Source organism: Bacillus sp. YBWC18 (assembly GCF_002998775.1).
Taxonomy (GTDB): Bacteria; Bacillota; Bacilli; order Bacillales; family Bacillaceae; genus Bacillus.
The window spans coordinates 14010-32698 of the sequence record NZ_PVRI01000008.1 but is presented as its reverse complement, the minus strand read 5'-3'; the positions used below and the strand labels follow the sequence as shown (position 1 = coordinate 32698).

General features: G+C 41.4%; 16 protein-coding genes and 1 other annotated feature. Of the genes, 13 read left to right on the top strand and 3 right to left on the bottom strand.

Translation table 11 applies throughout. The annotated features are described in order from the left end of the window. Positions 1–149 precede the first annotated feature (149 nt). The 3 genes from secA to C6348_RS17685 all read left to right on the top strand — a co-directional run bounded on the left by secA (position 150) and on the right by C6348_RS17685 (position 5762). Positions 150–2675 carry a preprotein translocase subunit SecA gene (secA, locus tag C6348_RS17695; protein ID WP_106043901.1) on the top strand — a complete coding sequence of 842 codons (2526 nt, stop codon included), beginning with the start codon at positions 150–152 and terminating at the stop codon, positions 2673–2675. A 67-nt stretch (positions 2676–2742) separates the two neighbouring features. Beyond that, positions 2743–3844 (top strand): peptide chain release factor 2 gene (prfB, locus tag C6348_RS17690; RefSeq protein ID WP_106043900.1). Its coding sequence is split into 2 segments (ribosomal slippage): positions 2743–2814 and positions 2816–3844, totalling 1101 coding nucleotides; the frame shifts between segments, so codons are not numbered across the junction. A gap of 124 nt (positions 3845–3968) precedes the next feature. Next, complete coding sequence (locus C6348_RS17685; protein ID WP_106043899.1) at positions 3969–5762, top strand: M3 family oligoendopeptidase; 1794 nt, start codon at positions 3969–3971, stop codon at positions 5760–5762. A gap of 16 nt (positions 5763–5778) precedes the next feature. Here the strand turns inward: C6348_RS17685 and C6348_RS17680 are convergent, their stop codons facing one another. Further along, positions 5779–6513 (bottom strand): alpha/beta family hydrolase, encoded by a 735-nt coding sequence (locus C6348_RS17680; RefSeq protein ID WP_095285732.1) that lies wholly within the window; start codon positions 6511–6513, stop codon positions 5779–5781. 189 nt (positions 6514–6702) lie between these two features. Here C6348_RS17680 and C6348_RS17675 point away from each other — a divergent pair, with 189 nt between their 5' ends. The 5 genes from C6348_RS17675 (at position 6703) to C6348_RS17655 (ending at position 11257) form a co-directional block, all read left to right on the top strand. Continuing rightward, positions 6703–7551 (top strand): YitT family protein, encoded by an 849-nt coding sequence (locus C6348_RS17675; RefSeq protein ID WP_003212797.1) that lies wholly within the window; start codon positions 6703–6705, stop codon positions 7549–7551. 48 nt (positions 7552–7599) lie between these two features. Then, complete coding sequence (gene cccB, locus C6348_RS17670) at positions 7600–7929, top strand: cytochrome c551 (protein WP_106030555.1); 330 nt, start codon at positions 7600–7602, stop codon at positions 7927–7929. Between the two features lie 381 nt (positions 7930–8310). Beyond that, a complete protein-coding gene (ftsE, locus tag C6348_RS17665; protein ID WP_034660129.1) occupies positions 8311–8997 on the top strand; it encodes a cell division ATP-binding protein FtsE in 687 nt (228 codons plus the stop codon). Continuing rightward, the gene (ftsX, locus tag C6348_RS17660; protein ID WP_044139350.1) at positions 8990–9880 is read left to right on the top strand and encodes a permease-like cell division protein FtsX; all 891 of its coding nucleotides are present in this window, start codon (positions 8990–8992) and stop codon (positions 9878–9880) included. Before ftsE ends, ftsX begins: the two co-directional genes overlap by 8 nt. Before the next feature lie 111 nt (positions 9881–9991). Next, positions 9992–11257 (top strand): murein hydrolase activator EnvC family protein, encoded by a 1266-nt coding sequence (locus C6348_RS17655; RefSeq protein WP_034660127.1) that lies wholly within the window; start codon positions 9992–9994, stop codon positions 11255–11257. A 50-nt stretch (positions 11258–11307) separates the two neighbouring features. Here C6348_RS17655 and C6348_RS17650 read toward each other — a convergent pair whose 3' ends face one another. Continuing rightward, a complete protein-coding gene (locus C6348_RS17650) occupies positions 11308–12048 on the bottom strand; it encodes a sulfite exporter TauE/SafE family protein (RefSeq protein WP_034660126.1) in 741 nt (246 codons plus the stop codon). A gap of 153 nt (positions 12049–12201) precedes the next feature. On the opposite strand from C6348_RS17650, the gene ctpB reads away from it, so the two are divergent. From ctpB to C6348_RS17635, 3 genes are all read left to right on the top strand, one after another. Then, on the top strand, positions 12202–13650 hold the full coding sequence (gene ctpB / locus C6348_RS17645; protein WP_106043898.1) for a carboxy-terminal processing protease CtpB: 1449 nt from the start codon (positions 12202–12204) through the stop codon (positions 13648–13650). Positions 13651–13994: 344 nt separating this feature from the next. Beyond that, the gene (locus tag C6348_RS17640) at positions 13995–14348 is read left to right on the top strand and encodes a swarming motility protein SwrAA (protein ID WP_007500014.1); all 354 of its coding nucleotides are present in this window, start codon (positions 13995–13997) and stop codon (positions 14346–14348) included. 68 nt (positions 14349–14416) lie between these two features. After that, positions 14417–15604 (top strand): PDZ domain-containing protein, encoded by a 1188-nt coding sequence (locus tag C6348_RS17635; RefSeq protein ID WP_189293920.1) that lies wholly within the window; start codon positions 14417–14419, stop codon positions 15602–15604. Between the two features lie 9 nt (positions 15605–15613). Here the strand turns inward: C6348_RS17635 and C6348_RS17630 are convergent, their stop codons facing one another. Next, on the bottom strand, positions 15614–15979 hold the full coding sequence (locus C6348_RS17630) for a winged helix-turn-helix transcriptional regulator (RefSeq protein WP_034660123.1): 366 nt from the start codon (positions 15977–15979) through the stop codon (positions 15614–15616). Between the two features lie 229 nt (positions 15980–16208). Here C6348_RS17630 and C6348_RS17625 point away from each other — a divergent pair, with 229 nt between their 5' ends. Both C6348_RS17625 and C6348_RS17620 read left to right on the top strand, forming a co-directional pair. Continuing rightward, positions 16209–16883: an NAD(P)H-dependent oxidoreductase gene (locus tag C6348_RS17625; protein ID WP_106043896.1), complete on the top strand. Its 675-nt coding sequence runs from the start codon at positions 16209–16211 to the stop codon at positions 16881–16883. A 90-nt stretch (positions 16884–16973) separates the two neighbouring features. Next, positions 16974–17198 (top strand) — a binding site (T-box leader). A 75-nt stretch (positions 17199–17273) separates the two neighbouring features. Further along, a complete protein-coding gene (locus tag C6348_RS17620) occupies positions 17274–18623 on the top strand; it encodes an amino acid permease (protein WP_034660121.1) in 1350 nt (449 codons plus the stop codon). Positions 18624–18689: the final 66 nt, after the last annotated feature.

Sequence of the window (18689 nt, the reverse complement as noted above, 5' to 3'; positions counted from 1 at the left end):
CCCTTCATAAGGGGCGGGTTTTTTGTGCGAAATCATTGCAAATTCTTTGGAAATGAAGGAAGGTATGGTATGATAAATGCAGGTAAATATGGACCTGTCAATCTTTTGGACATGCCGAAAAATTGCATGAAATAGAGGAGCGTTATTATATGCTTGGAATCTTAAACAAAGTGTTTGATCCTACGAAACGTACGATCAGCAAATATGAAAAAAAAGCAAATGAAATCGAAGCTCTCGCACAAGATTTCGAGAAATTATCTGACGAGGCTTTACGAAATAAAACGATTGAATTTAAAGAAAAACTTGAAAAAGGACAATCCGTGGATGACCTGTTGGTTGAAGCATTTGCAACGGTTCGCGAGGCATCACGCCGCGTGACAGGAATGTTCCCGTTTAAGGTGCAGCTCATGGGGGGGATCGCGCTTCATGAAGGCAACATCTCTGAGATGAAAACAGGTGAAGGTAAAACGTTGACATCAACAATGCCTGTTTATTTAAATGCTCTTTCTGGAAAAGGCGTCCACATTGTGACAGTCAACGAATATTTGGCAAGCCGTGATGCAGAGGAAATGGGCAAGATTTTTGAATTTCTTGGCTTAACGGTTGGCTTAAACTTAAACAGCTTAGACAAAGATGAAAAAAGAGAAGCGTATGCCGCTGATATCACGTATTCAACAAACAATGAACTGGGCTTTGACTATTTACGAGATAACATGGTGCTTTACAAAGAGCAAATGGTTCAAAGACCGCTTCATTATGCCGTGATCGATGAGGTTGACTCCATCTTAATTGATGAAGCGAGAACACCTCTTATCATTTCTGGACAAGCTGCGAAATCTACAAAGCTTTACGTACAAGCCAATGCATTTGTTCGTACATTAAAAATAGAAGATGATTTCACATATGATATTAAAACAAAAAGTGTACAGCTGACAGAAAGCGGAATGACGAAGGCGGAAAAAGCATTCGGCATCGAGAACTTATTTGATGTTAAGCATGTTGCGCTGAACCATCACATCGCTCAGGCGCTGAAGGCACATGTTGCGATGCAAAAAGATGTGGATTATGTCGTTGAAGAAGACCAAGTCGTTATTGTTGACTCTTTCACAGGACGTTTAATGAAAGGACGCCGTTATAGTGAAGGTCTGCATCAAGCTATTGAGGCAAAAGAAGGTCTCGAAGTGCAGAACGAAAGTATGACCCTTGCAACGATTACGTTCCAGAACTACTTCCGTATGTATGAAAAGCTATCTGGTATGACTGGTACAGCGAAAACGGAAGAAGAAGAATTCCGTAACATTTACAACATGCAGGTTGTGACAATCCCGACCAATCAACCAGTCGTTCGTGATGACAGACCTGATTTAATTTACCGCACAATGGAAGGTAAATTTAAAGCAGTGGCTGAGGATGTTGCGCAGCGCTATATGACAGGGCAGCCAGTTCTTGTCGGAACAGTAGCGGTTGAGACATCTGAGCTTATTTCTAAGCTGCTTAAAAATAAAGGGATTCCTCATCAAGTGTTAAATGCGAAAAACCATGAGCGTGAGGCACAAATTATTGAAGAGGCTGGTCAAAAAGGAGCCGTCACCATTGCGACAAACATGGCAGGTCGTGGTACGGACATCAAGCTTGGCGAAGGCGTCAAAGAGCTTGGCGGTCTAGCTGTAATTGGGACAGAGCGTCATGAATCACGACGTATTGATAACCAGCTTCGCGGACGTTCTGGTCGTCAAGGAGACCCAGGGATTACTCAATTCTATCTCTCCATGGAAGATGAATTGATGCGCCGATTTGGTGCAGAGCGCACGATGGCGATGCTTGACCGCTTTGGCATGGATGACTCTACACCTATCCAAAGTAAAATGGTGTCTAAAGCCGTTGAATCATCTCAAAAACGCGTCGAGGGGAACAACTTTGATTCCCGTAAACAGCTTCTGCAATATGACGATGTACTTCGTCAGCAGCGTGAAGTGATTTACAAACAACGCTTTGAAGTCATCGATTCTGATAACTTAAAATCGATTGTCATCAATATGATTCAATCTTCAATTGAGCGGGCTGTTGGTTCTTATACGCCGAAAGAAGAGCTTCCTGAAGAATGGAAACTAGATGGGCTTGTTGAATTAATCAACACGAACTATTTAGATGAAGGAGCTATTTTGGTCAAAGATATTTATGGCAAAGAAGCAGATGAAATCACCTCCTTCATCATGGATCGTATTAAAGAAAAATACGATGCAAAAGAAGAAACATATGGCGATGAACAAATGCGAGAATTTGAAAAAGTCATCGTTCTTCGTGCGGTGGATTCAAAGTGGATGGATCATATCGATGCAATGGATCAGCTGCGCCAAGGGATTCATTTACGCGCGTATGCACAAACGAATCCGCTTCGTGAGTATCAAATGGAAGGATTTGCGATGTTTGAGCATATGGTTGCTTCAATCGAAGATGATGTAGCCAAATATGTCTTAAAATCAGAAATCCAAAACAACCTAGAACGTGAAGAAGTCGTTCAAGGCCAAACAACAGCTCATCAGCCTCAAGAGGGTGATGAGGAGAAGACAGTGAAAAAGAAGCCGGTACGTAAAGTCGTAGACATTGGACGAAACTCACCATGTCACTGCGGTAGCGGCAAGAAATATAAAAATTGTCATGGGAAGACAGAATAAGTAATGGAAAGAGGTGAAAACCTCTTTCTATTCATGTCAGCCCCCATACATCTATGAGGTGAAGGATATGGAATTAGTAGAAATTAGACAAGAGCTTGAAAATATGGCTAGCAGGCTAGCTGATTTTAGGGGGTCTCTTTGACCTCGAAACAAAAGAAGCCAAAATTGCAGAACTTGAAGCGACAATGTCAGAAGCTGATTTTTGGAATGATCAGCAAAAGGCACAAGGCGTCATCAATGAAGCCAATGCACTAAAGGATAATGTGAATGCATACCATGAGCTCAGTGAATCTCATGAAGAGCTGCAAATGACACATGACCTATTAAGGGAAGATTATGACGAGGAGCTTCATGCAGAGCTTGAAAAAGAGCTGAAGAACTTAACCAAGCAGTTTAACGAGTTTGAGCTGCAGCTTCTCTTAAGTGAACCATATGATAAAAACAATGCCATTCTTGAGCTTCACCCGGGCGCAGGCGGTACTGAATCACAGGACTGGGGTTCTATGCTTCTGAGAATGTATACTCGCTGGGCAGAGCGCAGAGGCTTTAAGGTTGAAACGCTTGATTATCTTCCAGGCGATGAGGCAGGAATTAAGTCTGTGACATTGCTCATCAAAGGGCATAACGCATACGGGTACTTAAAAGCAGAAAAAGGTGTCCATCGTTTGGTTCGTATTTCTCCTTTTGATTCATCTGGCCGCAGGCATACATCGTTCGTTTCCTGTGATGTCATGCCGGAGTTCAATGAAGAAATTGATATTGATATTCGGACAGAAGATATCAAGGTAGATACGTATCGTGCAAGCGGCGCAGGTGGACAGCATGTCAATACGACTGACTCTGCCGTTCGTATCACACACATACCAACCAATGTTGTGGTCACATGCCAAACAGAAAGGTCACAAATCAAAAACAGAGAACGTGCGATGAAAATGCTGAAATCGAAACTTTATCAAAGACGGATCGAAGAACAGCAGGCTGAATTGGATGAAATTAGAGGAGAGCAGAAAGAAATTGGCTGGGGAAGCCAAATTCGCTCTTATGTATTCCATCCGTATTCTCTTGTGAAAGACCATCGAACCAATACGGAGATGGGAAATGTTCAAGCGGTCATGGATGGAGATTTAGATTCATTTATCGATGCTTACTTACGTTCGAAATTATCATAAAAACTCGGCTTCTTGCTGGGTTTTTTTAATTGTGAGAAAATATAATGAATATAAAGGAATACATACGCCATACTGACTCTATATCCTTTGTATGATGAAATTAGCAAATAAAGGGGGAAATATTTTGGGATTAACACCATTACAAGAGACGTGGGATTTAGATGCCTTTTTTAAAGGAGGCAGTTCTTCACCAGAATTTAAAACATACCTGCAACACATTCAGCAGCTATTAAATGAATTACGACAAAAGGTCGATGCCTTTTCAAAAGAAGATACACACATTGAAAGCAGGTTAACGTCTGTCCTTGACACGTATGAAACGACATATAAAAAACTGTCTCAAGCAGGTTCATTTGTTTCCTGTCTTCAATCTCAAAATACAAAGGATATGAAGGCTGGCAGTCTTCGAGGTACGATTGCCAAGCTGGAAGCTGATTTAGGTACCATTCTTGCGCTGTTTGATCAAGCGCTTGCTGCCATCTCTCCTAGCAAATGGGAAGATCTCATGAATTCAGAAGCCTTTTCAGATGTGCGCTACATATTAAATGAACGAAGAGAGCGCGTGAAGGATCAATTGCCTGTTGAACAAGAAACATTGATACAAAAATTAGCTGTAGATGGCTACCATGCGTGGGATGAGCTTTATTCTAGCTTGGTGAATAAGATTATGATTCCATTTGAACAAGATGGTGAAACGCAGATGATCTCTGTCGGCCAAGCGGAAAATGCGATGGATGATTCAGATCGTGAAGTCAGAAAGGCCGTATATCATAACTTAGAGCACGCATGGACGCAGGATGAACATCTATTTGCAAGCACCCTAAACCATCTGGCAGGTTTTCGTTTACAAGTATATGAAGCAAGAGGCTGGGATCATATTTTAAAAGAGCCGCTTGATATTTGCCGCATGAAACAAGAAACTCTTGATGCAATGTGGTCTGTGATTGATGAACATAAGCAGCCATTCATTGATTACTTACATCGAAAAGCTGACATGCTTGGAGTGGATAAGCTAAGCTGGTTTGATGTTGGGGCTCCTATTGGCAGTGAAACCAAGATCTATCCGTATCAAGAAGCAGCTGCTTTTATTGTGAAACATTTCGCTGGATTTGGAGAAGAGCTTGCTGCCTTTACAGAAAAAGCCTTTAATGAACGCTGGGTAGAAGCTGAAGATCGTCCAAACAAACGAGTAGGCGGATTTTGTACAAATTTCCCTGACAGCGGGGAGTCACGCATTTTTATGACCTTCTCAGGAAGTCCATCCAATGTGGCGACACTCGCGCATGAGCTTGGTCATTCGTTCCATCAGGAAGTGATGCAGGATGTTCGCATTCTTAATCGTAAATATGCGATGAATGTAGCTGAAACGGCGTCGACATTTGCAGAAATGATTGTGGCTGATGCTTCATTAAAAGAAGCGGCAAATGAAGAGGAGCGTCTCAGTTTGTTAGAGGATAAGCTTCAGCGGAGTGTAGCATTTTTCATGAACATTCAATCTCGTTTCTTATTTGAACAGCGTTTTTATGAAGAGCGTAAACAAGGAGAAGTGCCGGCGGATCGGTTGAATGAGCTGATGGTAGAAGCGCAGAAGGAAGCCTTCGGTGACTCTTTAGATGAATACCATCCACATTTCTGGGCGTCTAAGCTGCATTTCCATATCACAGGTGTACCGTTTTATAATTTCCCATACACATTTGGCTACATGTTCTCACTAGGGATTTATGCAAAAGCCTTGCGGGCTGGTACTTCGTTTGAAGAGAAGTACATTGCATTACTAAAGGATACAGCTTCAATGACAGTAGAAGATTTGGCTCATAAGCATTTAGGCGTCGATCTTACCCAAAAAGCCTTTTGGGAGGAAGCCATTGGTTTAGCTGTAGCAGACGCTGAAGAGTTTTTAGAAGCGACGAAAAAGTAAAAATGAAAAGCTCCTATTACGGGAGCTTTTTTTCTGGTTTTAGCCATTCAAGCATGGTCTGAATGATATCCTTTTGCTGCGTGAGGGCTGGAATGTCCGCAGGCTGATCACCTTTTTGTTTGCCGTACATGCCAAACTGAGCATGGTTCCCGCCTTTTATTTCATGGTAAACGGTTTGAGACGGCAGATTTGTTTTCGATTTCTTGATTTTCTCTTGTGTCGCAAGCCCATCCTTTTCACCTGATATAGAGAGTACGTTCAAGGACGATGATTTCAAGTTATCTGATGCTGGATAAGACGCAAGGAAAAAGAGACCGTCGAGCTTGCGCTGGTTTTTTTCTGCAAACATAGCGGCAGCTGTTCCGCCTAGTGAATGACCGCCAATATACCAGTGTTTGATCGTTTGATGAACTTTCATAATATCGTGTGCTTTGTTTGTATTAAAAATCGCAAACGAAAATGGCATGTCAGGGATAAAGACAGAATAACCTTTTTTCATCAGTTCATTCCCGATATTGGCGTACGAAAGTGGTTCTACCTTTGCCCCGGGATAGAGAATAATACCAGTATCGCTTTTTGCTGATGCAAATGTATACACATCGTTTTTATGTTCCACTTGCTCGATGTTCACTTGCTTTTTTAATGCGGCGGATGGTCCGTATGTAAAGCGGCTCCATGTATAGAAAGCACCAAAAGCCAAGATGATCAGTGCAAGTAATGTCATGCCTGTTATCTTCAGTATTTTCTTCATCGCATGTCCCTTCTTTCTCATGTACATATTAAATATACCATCATTTGCTCCTATGCCAAACGGCAAGTACGCTGATCCGTTTGTGTGATAAAGTATTAATCCATTAGCACTGCATTTGGCTGTTATTTACATTCGTTTTAGGAGGGCTTAAAATAGGTGTGCATTCAGAAGTAACGGAGGAAGAAAGACATGAAGCAGGGACATTCACAATTATGGATTGAAGCGAAAAATTACTTGTTCATTTTAATCGGATCAGCCATTGTGGCGATTGGGTTTAATACGTTATTATTACCGAATCAGATTGCTGCAGGTGGAGTGAGCGGTATTAGTACGATTATGCAGTCATTCGGCTTTGAGGCGGCGTATGTGCAATGGGGACTCAATATTCCGCTGTTTATCGCTGGTTTTTATTTATTAGGCGGGACATTTGGCGTGAAAACGCTCGTTGGCTCTATTTTTTTACCTTTGATGGTGTTTGTCACAAGACATATTGCACCTGTGACACATGAAGCGCTCTTAGCAGCCATTTTTGGCGGAGTGGTGATTGGGATCGGAATAGGGCTCGTGTTCCTTGGAAATGGATCAACAGGTGGAACGGCGCTCGCTGCCAAAATCATCAATAAATATACAGGCCTCACGCTTGGCACCTGTTTAGCGATGATGGATGGCCTAATTGTCCTGGCTGCGATGACTGTTTTTGGGATTGAAGAGGGACTGTACGCTGTCATTGGTGTGTTTATTTCAAGTAAAACGATTGATGTCGTACAGGCCGGCTTCAGTCATTCGAAAATGGCGATGATCATTACAGGGCATGAGGATGAGGTCAGGCAGGCAGTATTTGATCAAATTGACCGTGGTGTCACAAAGATCTCAGCAGTCGGTGGATATACCGACCATGACCGTCCAATTCTGATGTGTGTCGTTGGGCAGTCACAATTCACAAAGTTGAAACAAGTGGTGAAAGCAATCGATGCATCAGCATTTGTCATCGTAATGGATGCAAAAGAGGTGCTTGGTGAGGGTTTTAAAAGGGCGTAAACAAGGATATAATAGCGTTGACCAAATGATTGTAAGGGAGGGAAATTGATGAAAAAAAGCGGATTAATGATGCTGTTTGCAGTGATGCTTCTTGTTCTTGCGGCTTGTGGAGGAAATTCAAGCAGCAGTGACAAAGAAGGCAGCAAAAGTGCTTCAACTGTGAGCAGTGGTGAGGAAATTTATCAGCAAAACTGTATTGGCTGTCATGGGAAAGACCTATCTGGTGGAGGCGGACCAAGCCTGAAAGAAGTAGGGAAGAAATATAATGAAAGCCAAATCGCAGATATTGCACAGAATGGTAAAGGCTCTATGCCAAGCGGAATGGTAGATGAGAAGCAAGCAAAAGAAGTGGCAAAATGGCTTGCAGAGAAAAAATAAAACCTTTGTCTAATCGACAAGGTTTTTTTGTTTTTATATGTAGAAAAAGACTTTTGAATAGTATGAAAACGTATTATATTAAATTTTATTAAAAAATAAGGGTAGAAAGACATGTTTATCTGTTTTACTTGTTCCTTTTACCGTTTTAACTATAAGTTTTGAAATATAAATGTAATACCATTGCGTCGATTCATGACGTATAATTGGAGTTGTTGAAATTTAGACGATTCATTTTTTTTCATCTTTTTGGATGAAAAGGACATAAATTGCTTGTACGTATCGAAGGGTATGTGCGTGACCATACATAACGTTTTTTGACGATAAGTGTCAAAACATCATGATAAGCTGTTAGTCAGCAATAAGAAAAGATTAGGTGATTACATGATTGAAATGAAGGAAGTCTACAAGATCTATCCTAACGGTGTAAAGGCGATCAATGGAATCAATGTCTCTATCCACCCAGGAGAGTTTGTGTATGTTGTTGGTCCCAGTGGTGCTGGTAAATCCACTTTCATCAAAATGATGTATCGTGAAGAGAAGCCAACCAAAGGGAAAATCTTAATTAATAGTAGAGATTTAGCCTCAATTAAGGAAAAAGAAATTCCTTACGTAAGAAGAGAAATTGGCGTAGTATTCCAAGATTTCAAACTACTTCCAACCCTCACGGTGTTTGAGAATGTGGCATTTGCTCTTGAAGTCATTGGGGAACAGCCTCATATCATTAAGAAAAAAGTGCTGGATGTACTTGATTTGGTACAGCTCAAGCACAAAGCACGACAATTTCCTGACCAGCTGTCTGGCGGTGAACAGCAGCGTGTATCTATCGCTCGCTCGATCGTGAATAGTCCTGAGGTTGTCATTGCAGATGAGCCGACAGGAAACCTTGATCCAGATACATCTTTGGAAATCATGAAGACACTCGAAGAGATTAATAACCGCGGAACAACAGTCGTCATGGCGACACACAACAAAGAAATTGTAAACAGCATGAAGAAACGTGTCATCGCAATCGAAGATGGAATGATTGTGCGTGACGAAGCAAGAGGGGAGTACGGCATTTATGATTAAAACTCTCTCGCGGCATTTACGTGAGAGCTTCCGTTCACTTGGAAGAAACACGTGGATGACATTTGCATCAATTAGTGCGGTCACTGTCACATTGATTTTAGTTGGGGTTTTTCTTGTGATTATGCTCAACTTGAATAACATGGCATCGAACGCTGAAAAAGAAGTAGAAGTAAAAGTGTTAATCGAATTAACGGCGAATCAAAAGCAGCAGGATGAATTAAAAGCAGAAATTGAGAAGATTCCTGAAATCAGTGATGTGAAGTACTCATCAAAAGATGACGAACTAAAAGCGCTGATTAAAAGCTTTGGTGAAAATGGACAATCCATGGGACTTGTTGATCAAGAAAACCCATTAAACGATGCGTTTATTGTGAAAACATCAGACCCACACGATACACCAAAAGTAGCGAAGAAATTAGAAAACTTAAAGGGTACGTATAAAGTAACCTATGGAAAAGAAGAAGTCAGCCGACTCTTTAATGTGGTCGGAGTGGCGCGAAATGTAGGTATTGCGCTCATTATTGGGCTTTTATTTACAGCCATGTTCTTGATCTCTAATACGATCAAAATTACGATTTTTGCTAGACGTAAAGAAATCGAGATTATGAAGCTCGTAGGTGCAACGAACTGGTTTATCCGCTGGCCATTCTTCATCGAAGGATTACTGCTTGGTGTATTTGGTTCCATTATACCAATCGCTCTATTGCTTGGCACATATCAATATGCAGTGGGCTGGGTGGCACCGAGAGTACAAGGCTCATTTATTTCCATGCTTCCATATAACCCGTTTGTCTTTCAAGTTTCACTGGTCCTTCTATTGATCGGTGCAATCATTGGTGTATGGGGAAGCTTGACGTCCATCCGTAAATTCTTAAAAGTATAAATCTATTTTTGATGGCAGCACTCGAGAATTTGATAGAAGGTGTGACCGGTTGAACCGATTCATCCGGTCGACTCTTTATGCAGGCAGTTGTCATAGGAGGGGAATATCGTTTTGAAAAGAAAGCTGATGATGGCTGGAATGGCAGCGTTTATTGGAACAACGTGGCTATACATTCCAGGGAACGAGAATCGTGCATTCGCATACGAAGACCTAGATCAAAAACGTCAACAAATCGAAGAGAAAACATCAAAGACTGAATCCACTTTGAAGAAAAAGAAATCAGAGCTGGCTAAGCTTGAAAAGAAAGAATCCAAGCTCAAAAAAGAAATTGAAAAGATTGACCACAAGGTAAGTGCTGCAACTGAAAAAGTCGCTGAAAAAGAAAAAGAAGTCAAACAAACGAAGCAAGAGATCAAGAAACTAAAAAAAGACATTCAAGTCATCAATGATCGAATTGAAAAAAGAAAAGCTATATTCAAAGATCGAATTCGTTCGATGCAAAAAAGCGGCGGTACGATCAACTATTTAGATGTGCTGCTGGGTGCTCGCAGCTTTAGTGATTTTGTCGGTCGTGTTGGAGCTGTCACAACCATTGTCGAAGCAGACAAAGACATGATTACAGAACATGAAAATGATTTAAAGCTGGTGGAGCAAAAAGAAGCAGAGCTAAATAATCAGCTAAATGGACTTGAAACATCTCTGAAAGAGCTAGAAGAGCTGAAAAAGGATTTGTCTAAACAGCAAAAAGAAAAAGAGAAAATCTTAGGGGATGTAACAGATAAAAAGAACCATGCCCATGATGAATTAGGCAAACTTGAAAATGAACAAGAAATTCTAGCGAACCAAAAAGCGGCTGTGAAGTCTGAGGAAGCACGCCGCCAAAAGGAAGAAGCGAAGAGAGCAGAACAAGCAGCTGCTGAAAAAAGTGCACCTGCACCTCAAAGCGGCGGCTCGGATCAAGTATCTGATACACCAGCAAGCAGCTCCGGCTTTATTAAACCAGCTGCTGGCCGATTCTCATCTGGCTTTGGCGGACGTTCAGGCGGACAGCACTACGGTTTAGATATTGCAGCAAAAGGCACAGTATCTGTCGTCGCAGCTGCAGCTGGAACAGTCACGAACTCAAGCTACTCATCGAGCTACGGGAATGTGATATTCATTACGCATAATATCAATGGACAGACCTATCAAACGGTATATGCCCACCTGTCTACAAGAAGTGTGTCCACAGGGCAGAGAGTCGAGCAAGGACAATTCCTTGGATATATGGGGAATACAGGCCAATCACATGGTCAGCATCTCCATTTTGAAATTCATAAAGGATTATGGAATGGCGCTAAATCAAATGCAGTCAATCCAGCGCAATATATCCGCTAATCAAAAAGCCGATAACATCATGTTATCGGCCTTTTTTATTCTAAATGAAATTAAAATAACAGCAGTAAACCGGCAATAATAGGTGTTAACAGTACAGCCGATTTCAATAAGAGCTTCGGTGCAAGGCGTGTGAATTTTGCGCCAATAAATGCCCCTAATACTGTTCCGATTAAAATTTGAATCAGCAAGATAAAATCAACATAGCCCTCTGTAATGTATCCAATTCCACCACCGATGGAAATTGGAATAATGACAAGCATTGTCGTGCCAACTGCCTGTCGAATGGAAAGTCTCAGTAAAATCAAAAGTCCTACTTGAATAAATGGTGCAGACCCGATACCAAACATACCTGACAGCAATCCGGATACAAGTCCTAAAATAATACCCCTTATGAGCAGCTGACGTGAAGAAAGCGGCTGATGCTCAGTGTCTTCCTTAAGAACAAATAATTTGATCATCATAAACACAGCGGATAAAAAGAGCATTCCAGCTGTTAAATAGTGCAGACTTTCTTCTGGAATAAAAGGAGCAACCTTAGCTCCTGCAAAAGAAGCAACACAAGCCAAAGCTCCGACAATCAAACCAGATTTCAGCTGAATATTCCCTTCCCGGTAGTGGCTGTATGCACCTGATAACGTCGTAAATGCCATTGCGGCTAAAGACGTCCCGAGTGCGGTATGGATAGGGATATCAAAAATTAACGTAAGCAATGCGATGACAAAACCAGCCCCGCCTGCTCCTACAAATCCTAATAAAATTCCTAATAAAAGCATCGTCAATATAATATACATAGCGAAGACTCCTTCTCGATCATAACAAAATAAAAATTACACCTAATGAAATGATTAGTCAAGCCTTCGCGGGAGAATGTCTTTACATGAAATCCCTTCTTCTGGCATATAATAACTCAGGTCATCAGGAAGAGTTGAAGAAGGAGGCCAAATATGAAAAAACAAATCGCATCTATTATGGCAAGTGTCGTTCTATTAATAAGTGCAGGGGTGATGACGCATAAAGAAGGAACTCATGCAGAGTCACCGCAAGCAGCTGCTGCAATGGCTGGACAAGCTCAATCAAGTGATAAGGCGAAAGAGAATGGGATGGAGAAAATCGAGAAAGCCTATGACCTGATATCGAATGAATATGTAGAGGAAGTGGATCGCCAAAAGCTGCTTGAAGGCGCCATTCAAGGAATGCTTTCAACTTTAAATGATCCGTATTCAGTATACATGGACAAGCAAACCGCCAAGCAATTTTCTGATTCGCTTGATTCTTCTTTTGAGGGAATTGGGGCAGAAGTGGGAATGGATGAAGGAAAAATCATTATCGTCTCTGCCTTTAAAAAATCCCCTGCGGCAAAAGCAGGTCTAAAGCCGAAAGATGAAATCATCAGCATTGATGGTGAGCCAATGAAAGATAAAAGCTTAAACGATGCTGTACTGAAAATCAGAGGAAAAAAAGGAACATCTGTCGCTCTGAAAATCAGACGAAACGGGATTGAAAAAGAGTTAACATTCCATATCAAAAGAGAAGAAATTCCGCTTGAAACCGTGACTTCCTCTGTGAAAGAGGTAAATGGTCATAAAACGGGCTATATCGCGATCTCTAGCTTTTCTGAAGATACTGCGAAGGATTTCACGTCAAGCCTGAAACAACTCGAGAAAAAGGGCATAGAAGGTCTTGTGCTGGATGTGAGAGGGAACCCTGGCGGCTATCTGCAAAGTGTAGAAGACATTTTGAAGCATTTTATTACGAAGGATCAGCCTTATATTCAAATTGCAGAACGGAACGGCGACAGGAAACGGTATTTTTCAAAACGGAAAGAACAGAAGCCTTACCCAGTCAATGTCTTAATCGATAAAGGCAGTGCATCCGCTTCTGAAATACTTGCTGGTGCTATGAAAGAAGCCGGAAAATATGAAGTCGTCGGTGATGTCTCCTTTGGGAAAGGCACTGTGCAGCAGGCGGTTCCAATGGGTGACGGCAGTAACATTAAATTAACGCTGTATAAATGGCTCACGCCAAAAGGGAATTGGATTCACAAAAAAGGTGTCGTACCGACAATTGCGATTCATCAGCCAGATTACTTTACCGTAGGCCCACTTCAACTGAAAGAACCGCTTCAGCTGGATATGAACAATGAAGAAGTGAGACAAGCACAGACGCTGTTAAAGGGATTGGCATTCGACCCCGGCAGAGTAGACGGCTACTTTGATGAAGAAACGAAAAAGGCGGTGCTAGCCTTCCAAAGCACATACAATCTCGATAAATCAGGTGTGATTGATCTGAAGACAGCGAAAATGATGAACAAAATGGTGGATGAAGTGAAATCCTATGAGAAAAATGATCTTCAACTGCAGACTGCACTAAAAGCACTATATCTTAAAAAATAAAGAGGCGAATAAATGCCTCTTTTTTTTGGTTCATAAGTGTTACGAACATATAATAGTTTATTCTTAAAAATAAATTATATCGAGAAATATATTCATTTATTTTACAAAAAACATAACATTCCTTCGATTTTACCCGATAACATATTTATATAAGAGACTTTCTGTTGATTTAAACATGTCATGAAAATGAAACTTTTGAAAGTTGTATGTTACATAAATAATTCTTACAATATAAAGTAGCACTCATTTTAAATATTTTATTTTTTGCGGATATTCAGCTTGAGCATTAAGCTGTACCGAGGTTTGCGCTTTTCTTAAAAGAACTAGTAAATGGGGGTACACAATTGAAAAGGGCAAGTATTGTGAGAGAGAAAAAATATTACGAGTTGGTAGAGGAGCTTAAGAGTCGTACGAAAGATGTGACGTTTTCCGCTACAAAGGCATTAAGTCTGCTCATGCTGTTAAGCAGGTACTTGGTCAATTACACAACGGTAGAATCAGTCGACGAAATCGATGAAGACTGTGCTGAGATATACTTCAATTATTTAATGGATAATCATAAGAGACTTGGTATAAACTTAACCGACATCAAGAGGTCGATGCAGCTGCTCGGCGGCATACTAGATGTAGATGTCAATCACTACTTAAAAGATTTTTCACTGTCGAATGTCACACTTTGGATGAATCAGGAGAAATAAACCTGGTGTCAAGCATCGATTTATTTGATAGAATAAGAGAAAATGCTTGACTTGGGCGGTGAACGATAATGAGCTCGGAGTGGATGGGAGCTGGATTAAAAGCGGTCGGTCTGTTTTTAATCCACCCTCTTTTTTATTTCATGATATTAATCAGCCTGTTACATGGCTACATCCGCGTAAAGCGTGAGAGAAAAGCGTTTCAAACAAGAATAGAAGATGTATACGATGAACTTAAATTTACATATTCAAAGGGATGGATTCTAGGGATTTGCCTATCCGTCATTTCAGTAGGCTTAGGGATTGCCCTCCCGCCTGGATTCATCGTGCTGATTGCAGCGATGACCATCGTTTGCTCTTTATTCTTTAAGGCGAGTGCGCTTTCGTCTGCATACACACTCGGTTTCAGTTTTATTGCGGCACTTGGACTGATGTTTTTCCAAGTGAGCCATTCTTGGCTGCCGCAGCTCTCAATGATGAATGCATCAGCCGTTGTTATTTTGCTAGGTCTTTTATTAATGACTGAGGGGATTCTAGCCTATCGAACGGCGCATTTACGAACATCGCCTGCAATGGTGATGAGTGCGAGAGGACTTTTGATTGGCCAGCAGCGGGCAAACCGCCTGTGGCTTTTACCGCTTGTTTTGCTGATGCCGGCAGGTGAATTTACTTCTTCTCTGCCATGGTGGCCGGTGCTTCAAGTACACGATCAAAGCTTTTCATTTATTTTGATTCCATACATCATCGGTTTCGGGCAGCGGATTCAAGGATCACTGCCAATTGTGAGCATTCAAATTACGGCACGGCGTATTCTCATGCTTGGACTCGCTGTTGCTTTACTAGGTGCTGCAAGTATTTGGTTTGAGCCGATTGCATGGGGAGCTGTATTGATAGCGATTGTCGGAAGAGCTTTCCTCTCATGGAAACAGAGAGTCAATGACAATGCGGCTCCATTCTACTTCTCTAAGCGTAATCAAGGGCTGATGGTGCTGGGAATCATTCCGAATACACCTGCAGCTGATTTAAAGCTTGAGATCGGAGAAGTCATTACAAAGGTGAATGGAATTGAAGTCAAAACCGTTTCGGAATTTTACGAAGCCCTTCAAACCAATCGTGCTCTGACAAAGCTTGAGATCATTGGCTTGAATGGTCAGACAAGGTTTGAGAAACGCGCTTCTTACGAAGGGGAGCATCATCAGCTTGGCATCCTGTTTGTGAAGGATGATCCACAGCAAGAATCAACGGCGATTTCATTATAAAAAAAGCTGCTAGAGATGGCAGCTTTTTTCTTTTGGGCGAGCTTCTTTTCCATAGGATTCGCCCCATTCACGCATAGCGAAGATGATGGGTTTTAAAGTATCTCCAAGAGAAGTGAGTGAATATTCGACACGAGGAGGGACCTCCTCATAGACTTTTCTGTGAACAACGCCGTCTTGTTCTAGCTCGCGCAATTGCAGCGTGAGAACACGCTGAGAAATCCTTGGCAGAAGCCGGCGTAATTCGTTGTATCGTTTTGGACCGCAAGTCAAATGATAAAGGATCACTCCTTTCCATTTTCCTCCTATTACACTCGTTGTGGTTGAAACGGGACAGCCATGATTGACAATACTGACTGGATTGGATGGTGCACTCATCTTTACACTCCTTTCTAAGACGAAATGGGTGATAAACGAACATGATTGTACCTAACGAACAAAAATGTGCGTACTTGAATCAATGGAAGCTTTTCTTTTACCATAGAGATATCACATCACACATTCGGGCTGTTTGTTTTATTATCATAACAATTTCTATATGGGAATGGAAAGAAATTGGATTGGTGAAACTTCACACCCTAATCGTTCACTAGAAAGGATGAATACCATGCGAGACAAAGAGCAATTAAAAAAAGAAATCATTGAGGCGTATGAATTCCGTCATGCGACAAAAGAGTTCGACCCGACGAAAAAGATTCCAGAAGATGACTTTGCGTTCATTTTAGAAACAGGAAGACTTTCCCCAAGCTCTGTCGGATTTGAGCCTTGGAAATTTCTCGTCGTTCAAAATGAAGCATTTAGAGAGAAAATAAAAGAATATACATGGGGTGCGCAAAAGCAGCTTCCAACTGCCAGCCATTTTGTGATCATTTTGGCAAGAACAGACGCCCGGTATGATTCAGCATATGCAGAATACATCAACAAGGAAATCAAGGGAATGACAGACGAAACGTTTGAAATGGTAAAAGAACGCTACAAAGAATTCCAAGAGAATGATCTTCATTTGATGGAAAATGACCGTACGCTCTTCGATTGGGCTTCCAAACAAACGTATATTGCCCTTGGAAATATGATGACAGCCGCGGCACAAATCGGCATTGATTCATGCCCTGTTGAGGGATTCAGCTACGATGAGATTCATCGTATTCTTAAGGAAGAAGAATTACTTGAAGATGGTCAGTACGACATCTCTGTCATGGCAGCCTTTGGGTATCGAGTCATTGAGCCAAAGCGCGGCAAAACGCGTCGTCCGATGGATGAAGTAGCCGTTTGGATTCGTTAAAAGAAAAAGTCTGAAAAAGGCTGTTGACAATTGCGTGGTTAGTCAGTATATTTAAAAAATAAAATCTTTGATAAATAGACAAATTGACTATAAAACGCTTTGACTTGAGAATAGTAAATGAATATCCGTTTTCTAAGAGAGCTGCGGGGTGGTGCAACGCAGTAAAACGAATCATTGAACTCGCTCAAGGAGCGGCAAGACTGAATGAATAGTAAGTCTTTACGTGTGACCTCCGTTATCGGGTTTCAAGTTGGATTCAGCTATGTCTGAATCAATAAGAGTGGTAACGCGGTTGCAAGGTCAGTCGTCTCTTCAAGGAGATGACTGGCCTTTTTATATGCTTTTATCTTATATTTGTCTGAAGATTCAAATTTAAAGGAGCTATAGAAAATGGAAAAGGAACATGTGCAGTTAAAACGAACAATGACGTCAAGGCATATCATGATGCTCGCACTTGGCGGTGCCATCGGTGCTGGTCTGTTTAAAGGAAGCAGTTCTGCCATTGATATCGCTGGTCCTGCTGTCATTTTGGCATATATGATTGGTGGTCTTATTTTATTATTTATTATGCAAGGACTTGCCGAAATGACGGTTGCACGACCTGGCGCTAGAACATTTCGTGATTTAATTGAACCTGTGTTAGGCAAATACCCCGCCTATTTCTTAGACTGGATCTATTGGAAAATGTGGGTGCTGAACATTGCAGCAGAAGCGATCGTGTCTGCAATCTTTATTCAGTACTGGTTCCCGCAAGTACCAATATGGACACTTGTGTTAATCATTTCACTTGTTGTGACATTGATCAATGTTTGTTCAGTTAAAATGTTTGCTGAGACAGAGTACTGGTTAGCTTCTATAAAAATTGCTGTCATTCTTTTATTTATTATTATTGGGTTAACGATGCTGTTTGTCTCATTCGGACAGCATGCAGCACCGGGATTATCCAACTTAACCGACCACGGGGGATTTTTCCCGAATGGAACGGGCGGCTTAATTGCGGCAATGCTGGTGGTCGTGTATTCATATGGGGGAACTGAAATGATTGGGGTCACATTAGCAGAAACAAAAAACCCTGAAAAAGTCATCCCAAAGGCCATTCAAAGTACATTTGTACGAATCATCGGTTTTTATGTACTTCCGTTCTTCATCATCGTCAGCTTGATTCCTTGGAATCAAGTAAACAATGAGCAAGTGAGTCCATTCGTCACGGTGTTTGCAACGATTGGTGTGCCATATGCAAGTGATATCATGAACGGGATTATTTTACTAGCGATCTTGTCTTCTATGAACTCTGGTCTGTATGCTTCTTCAAGGGTACTATTTACACAGGCGATGGATGGCCGTGTATGGAAGGGTTTTTCTAAGCTGTCGAAACAGCAGGTGCCAGTCAGAGCGATTCTAGTATGTACATCTACTTTGTATGCAGCCGTATTAATCTCTCTTTTTGTAGGAAGTCAAACCTTTAATTATTTAATGGGATCTTTAAGCTACACAGTCTTATTCATCTGGTTTATTATTGCTGTCGGGCATCTAAAGTCTCGAAGCGTAACAGCACCAGGAGGATATCGCGTCAAGCTGTATCCTTTCACGACATGGTTTTCTGTCATTGCGATCATTGCCATTTTTATTGGCGTAGTATCAACAACTCCGATCGTCCAAACCTTGGTCACAATGGGTATCTATCTCATCATCACTCTTTCTTTCTTCATCAATAGAAAGCGGTTTGAAACAGTTGTTTAATTTAAAAGCGTGCAGGACTTTTGAAGAAGGTCTGGCACGCTTTTTTAATGTAGTTTTATTGTTTGA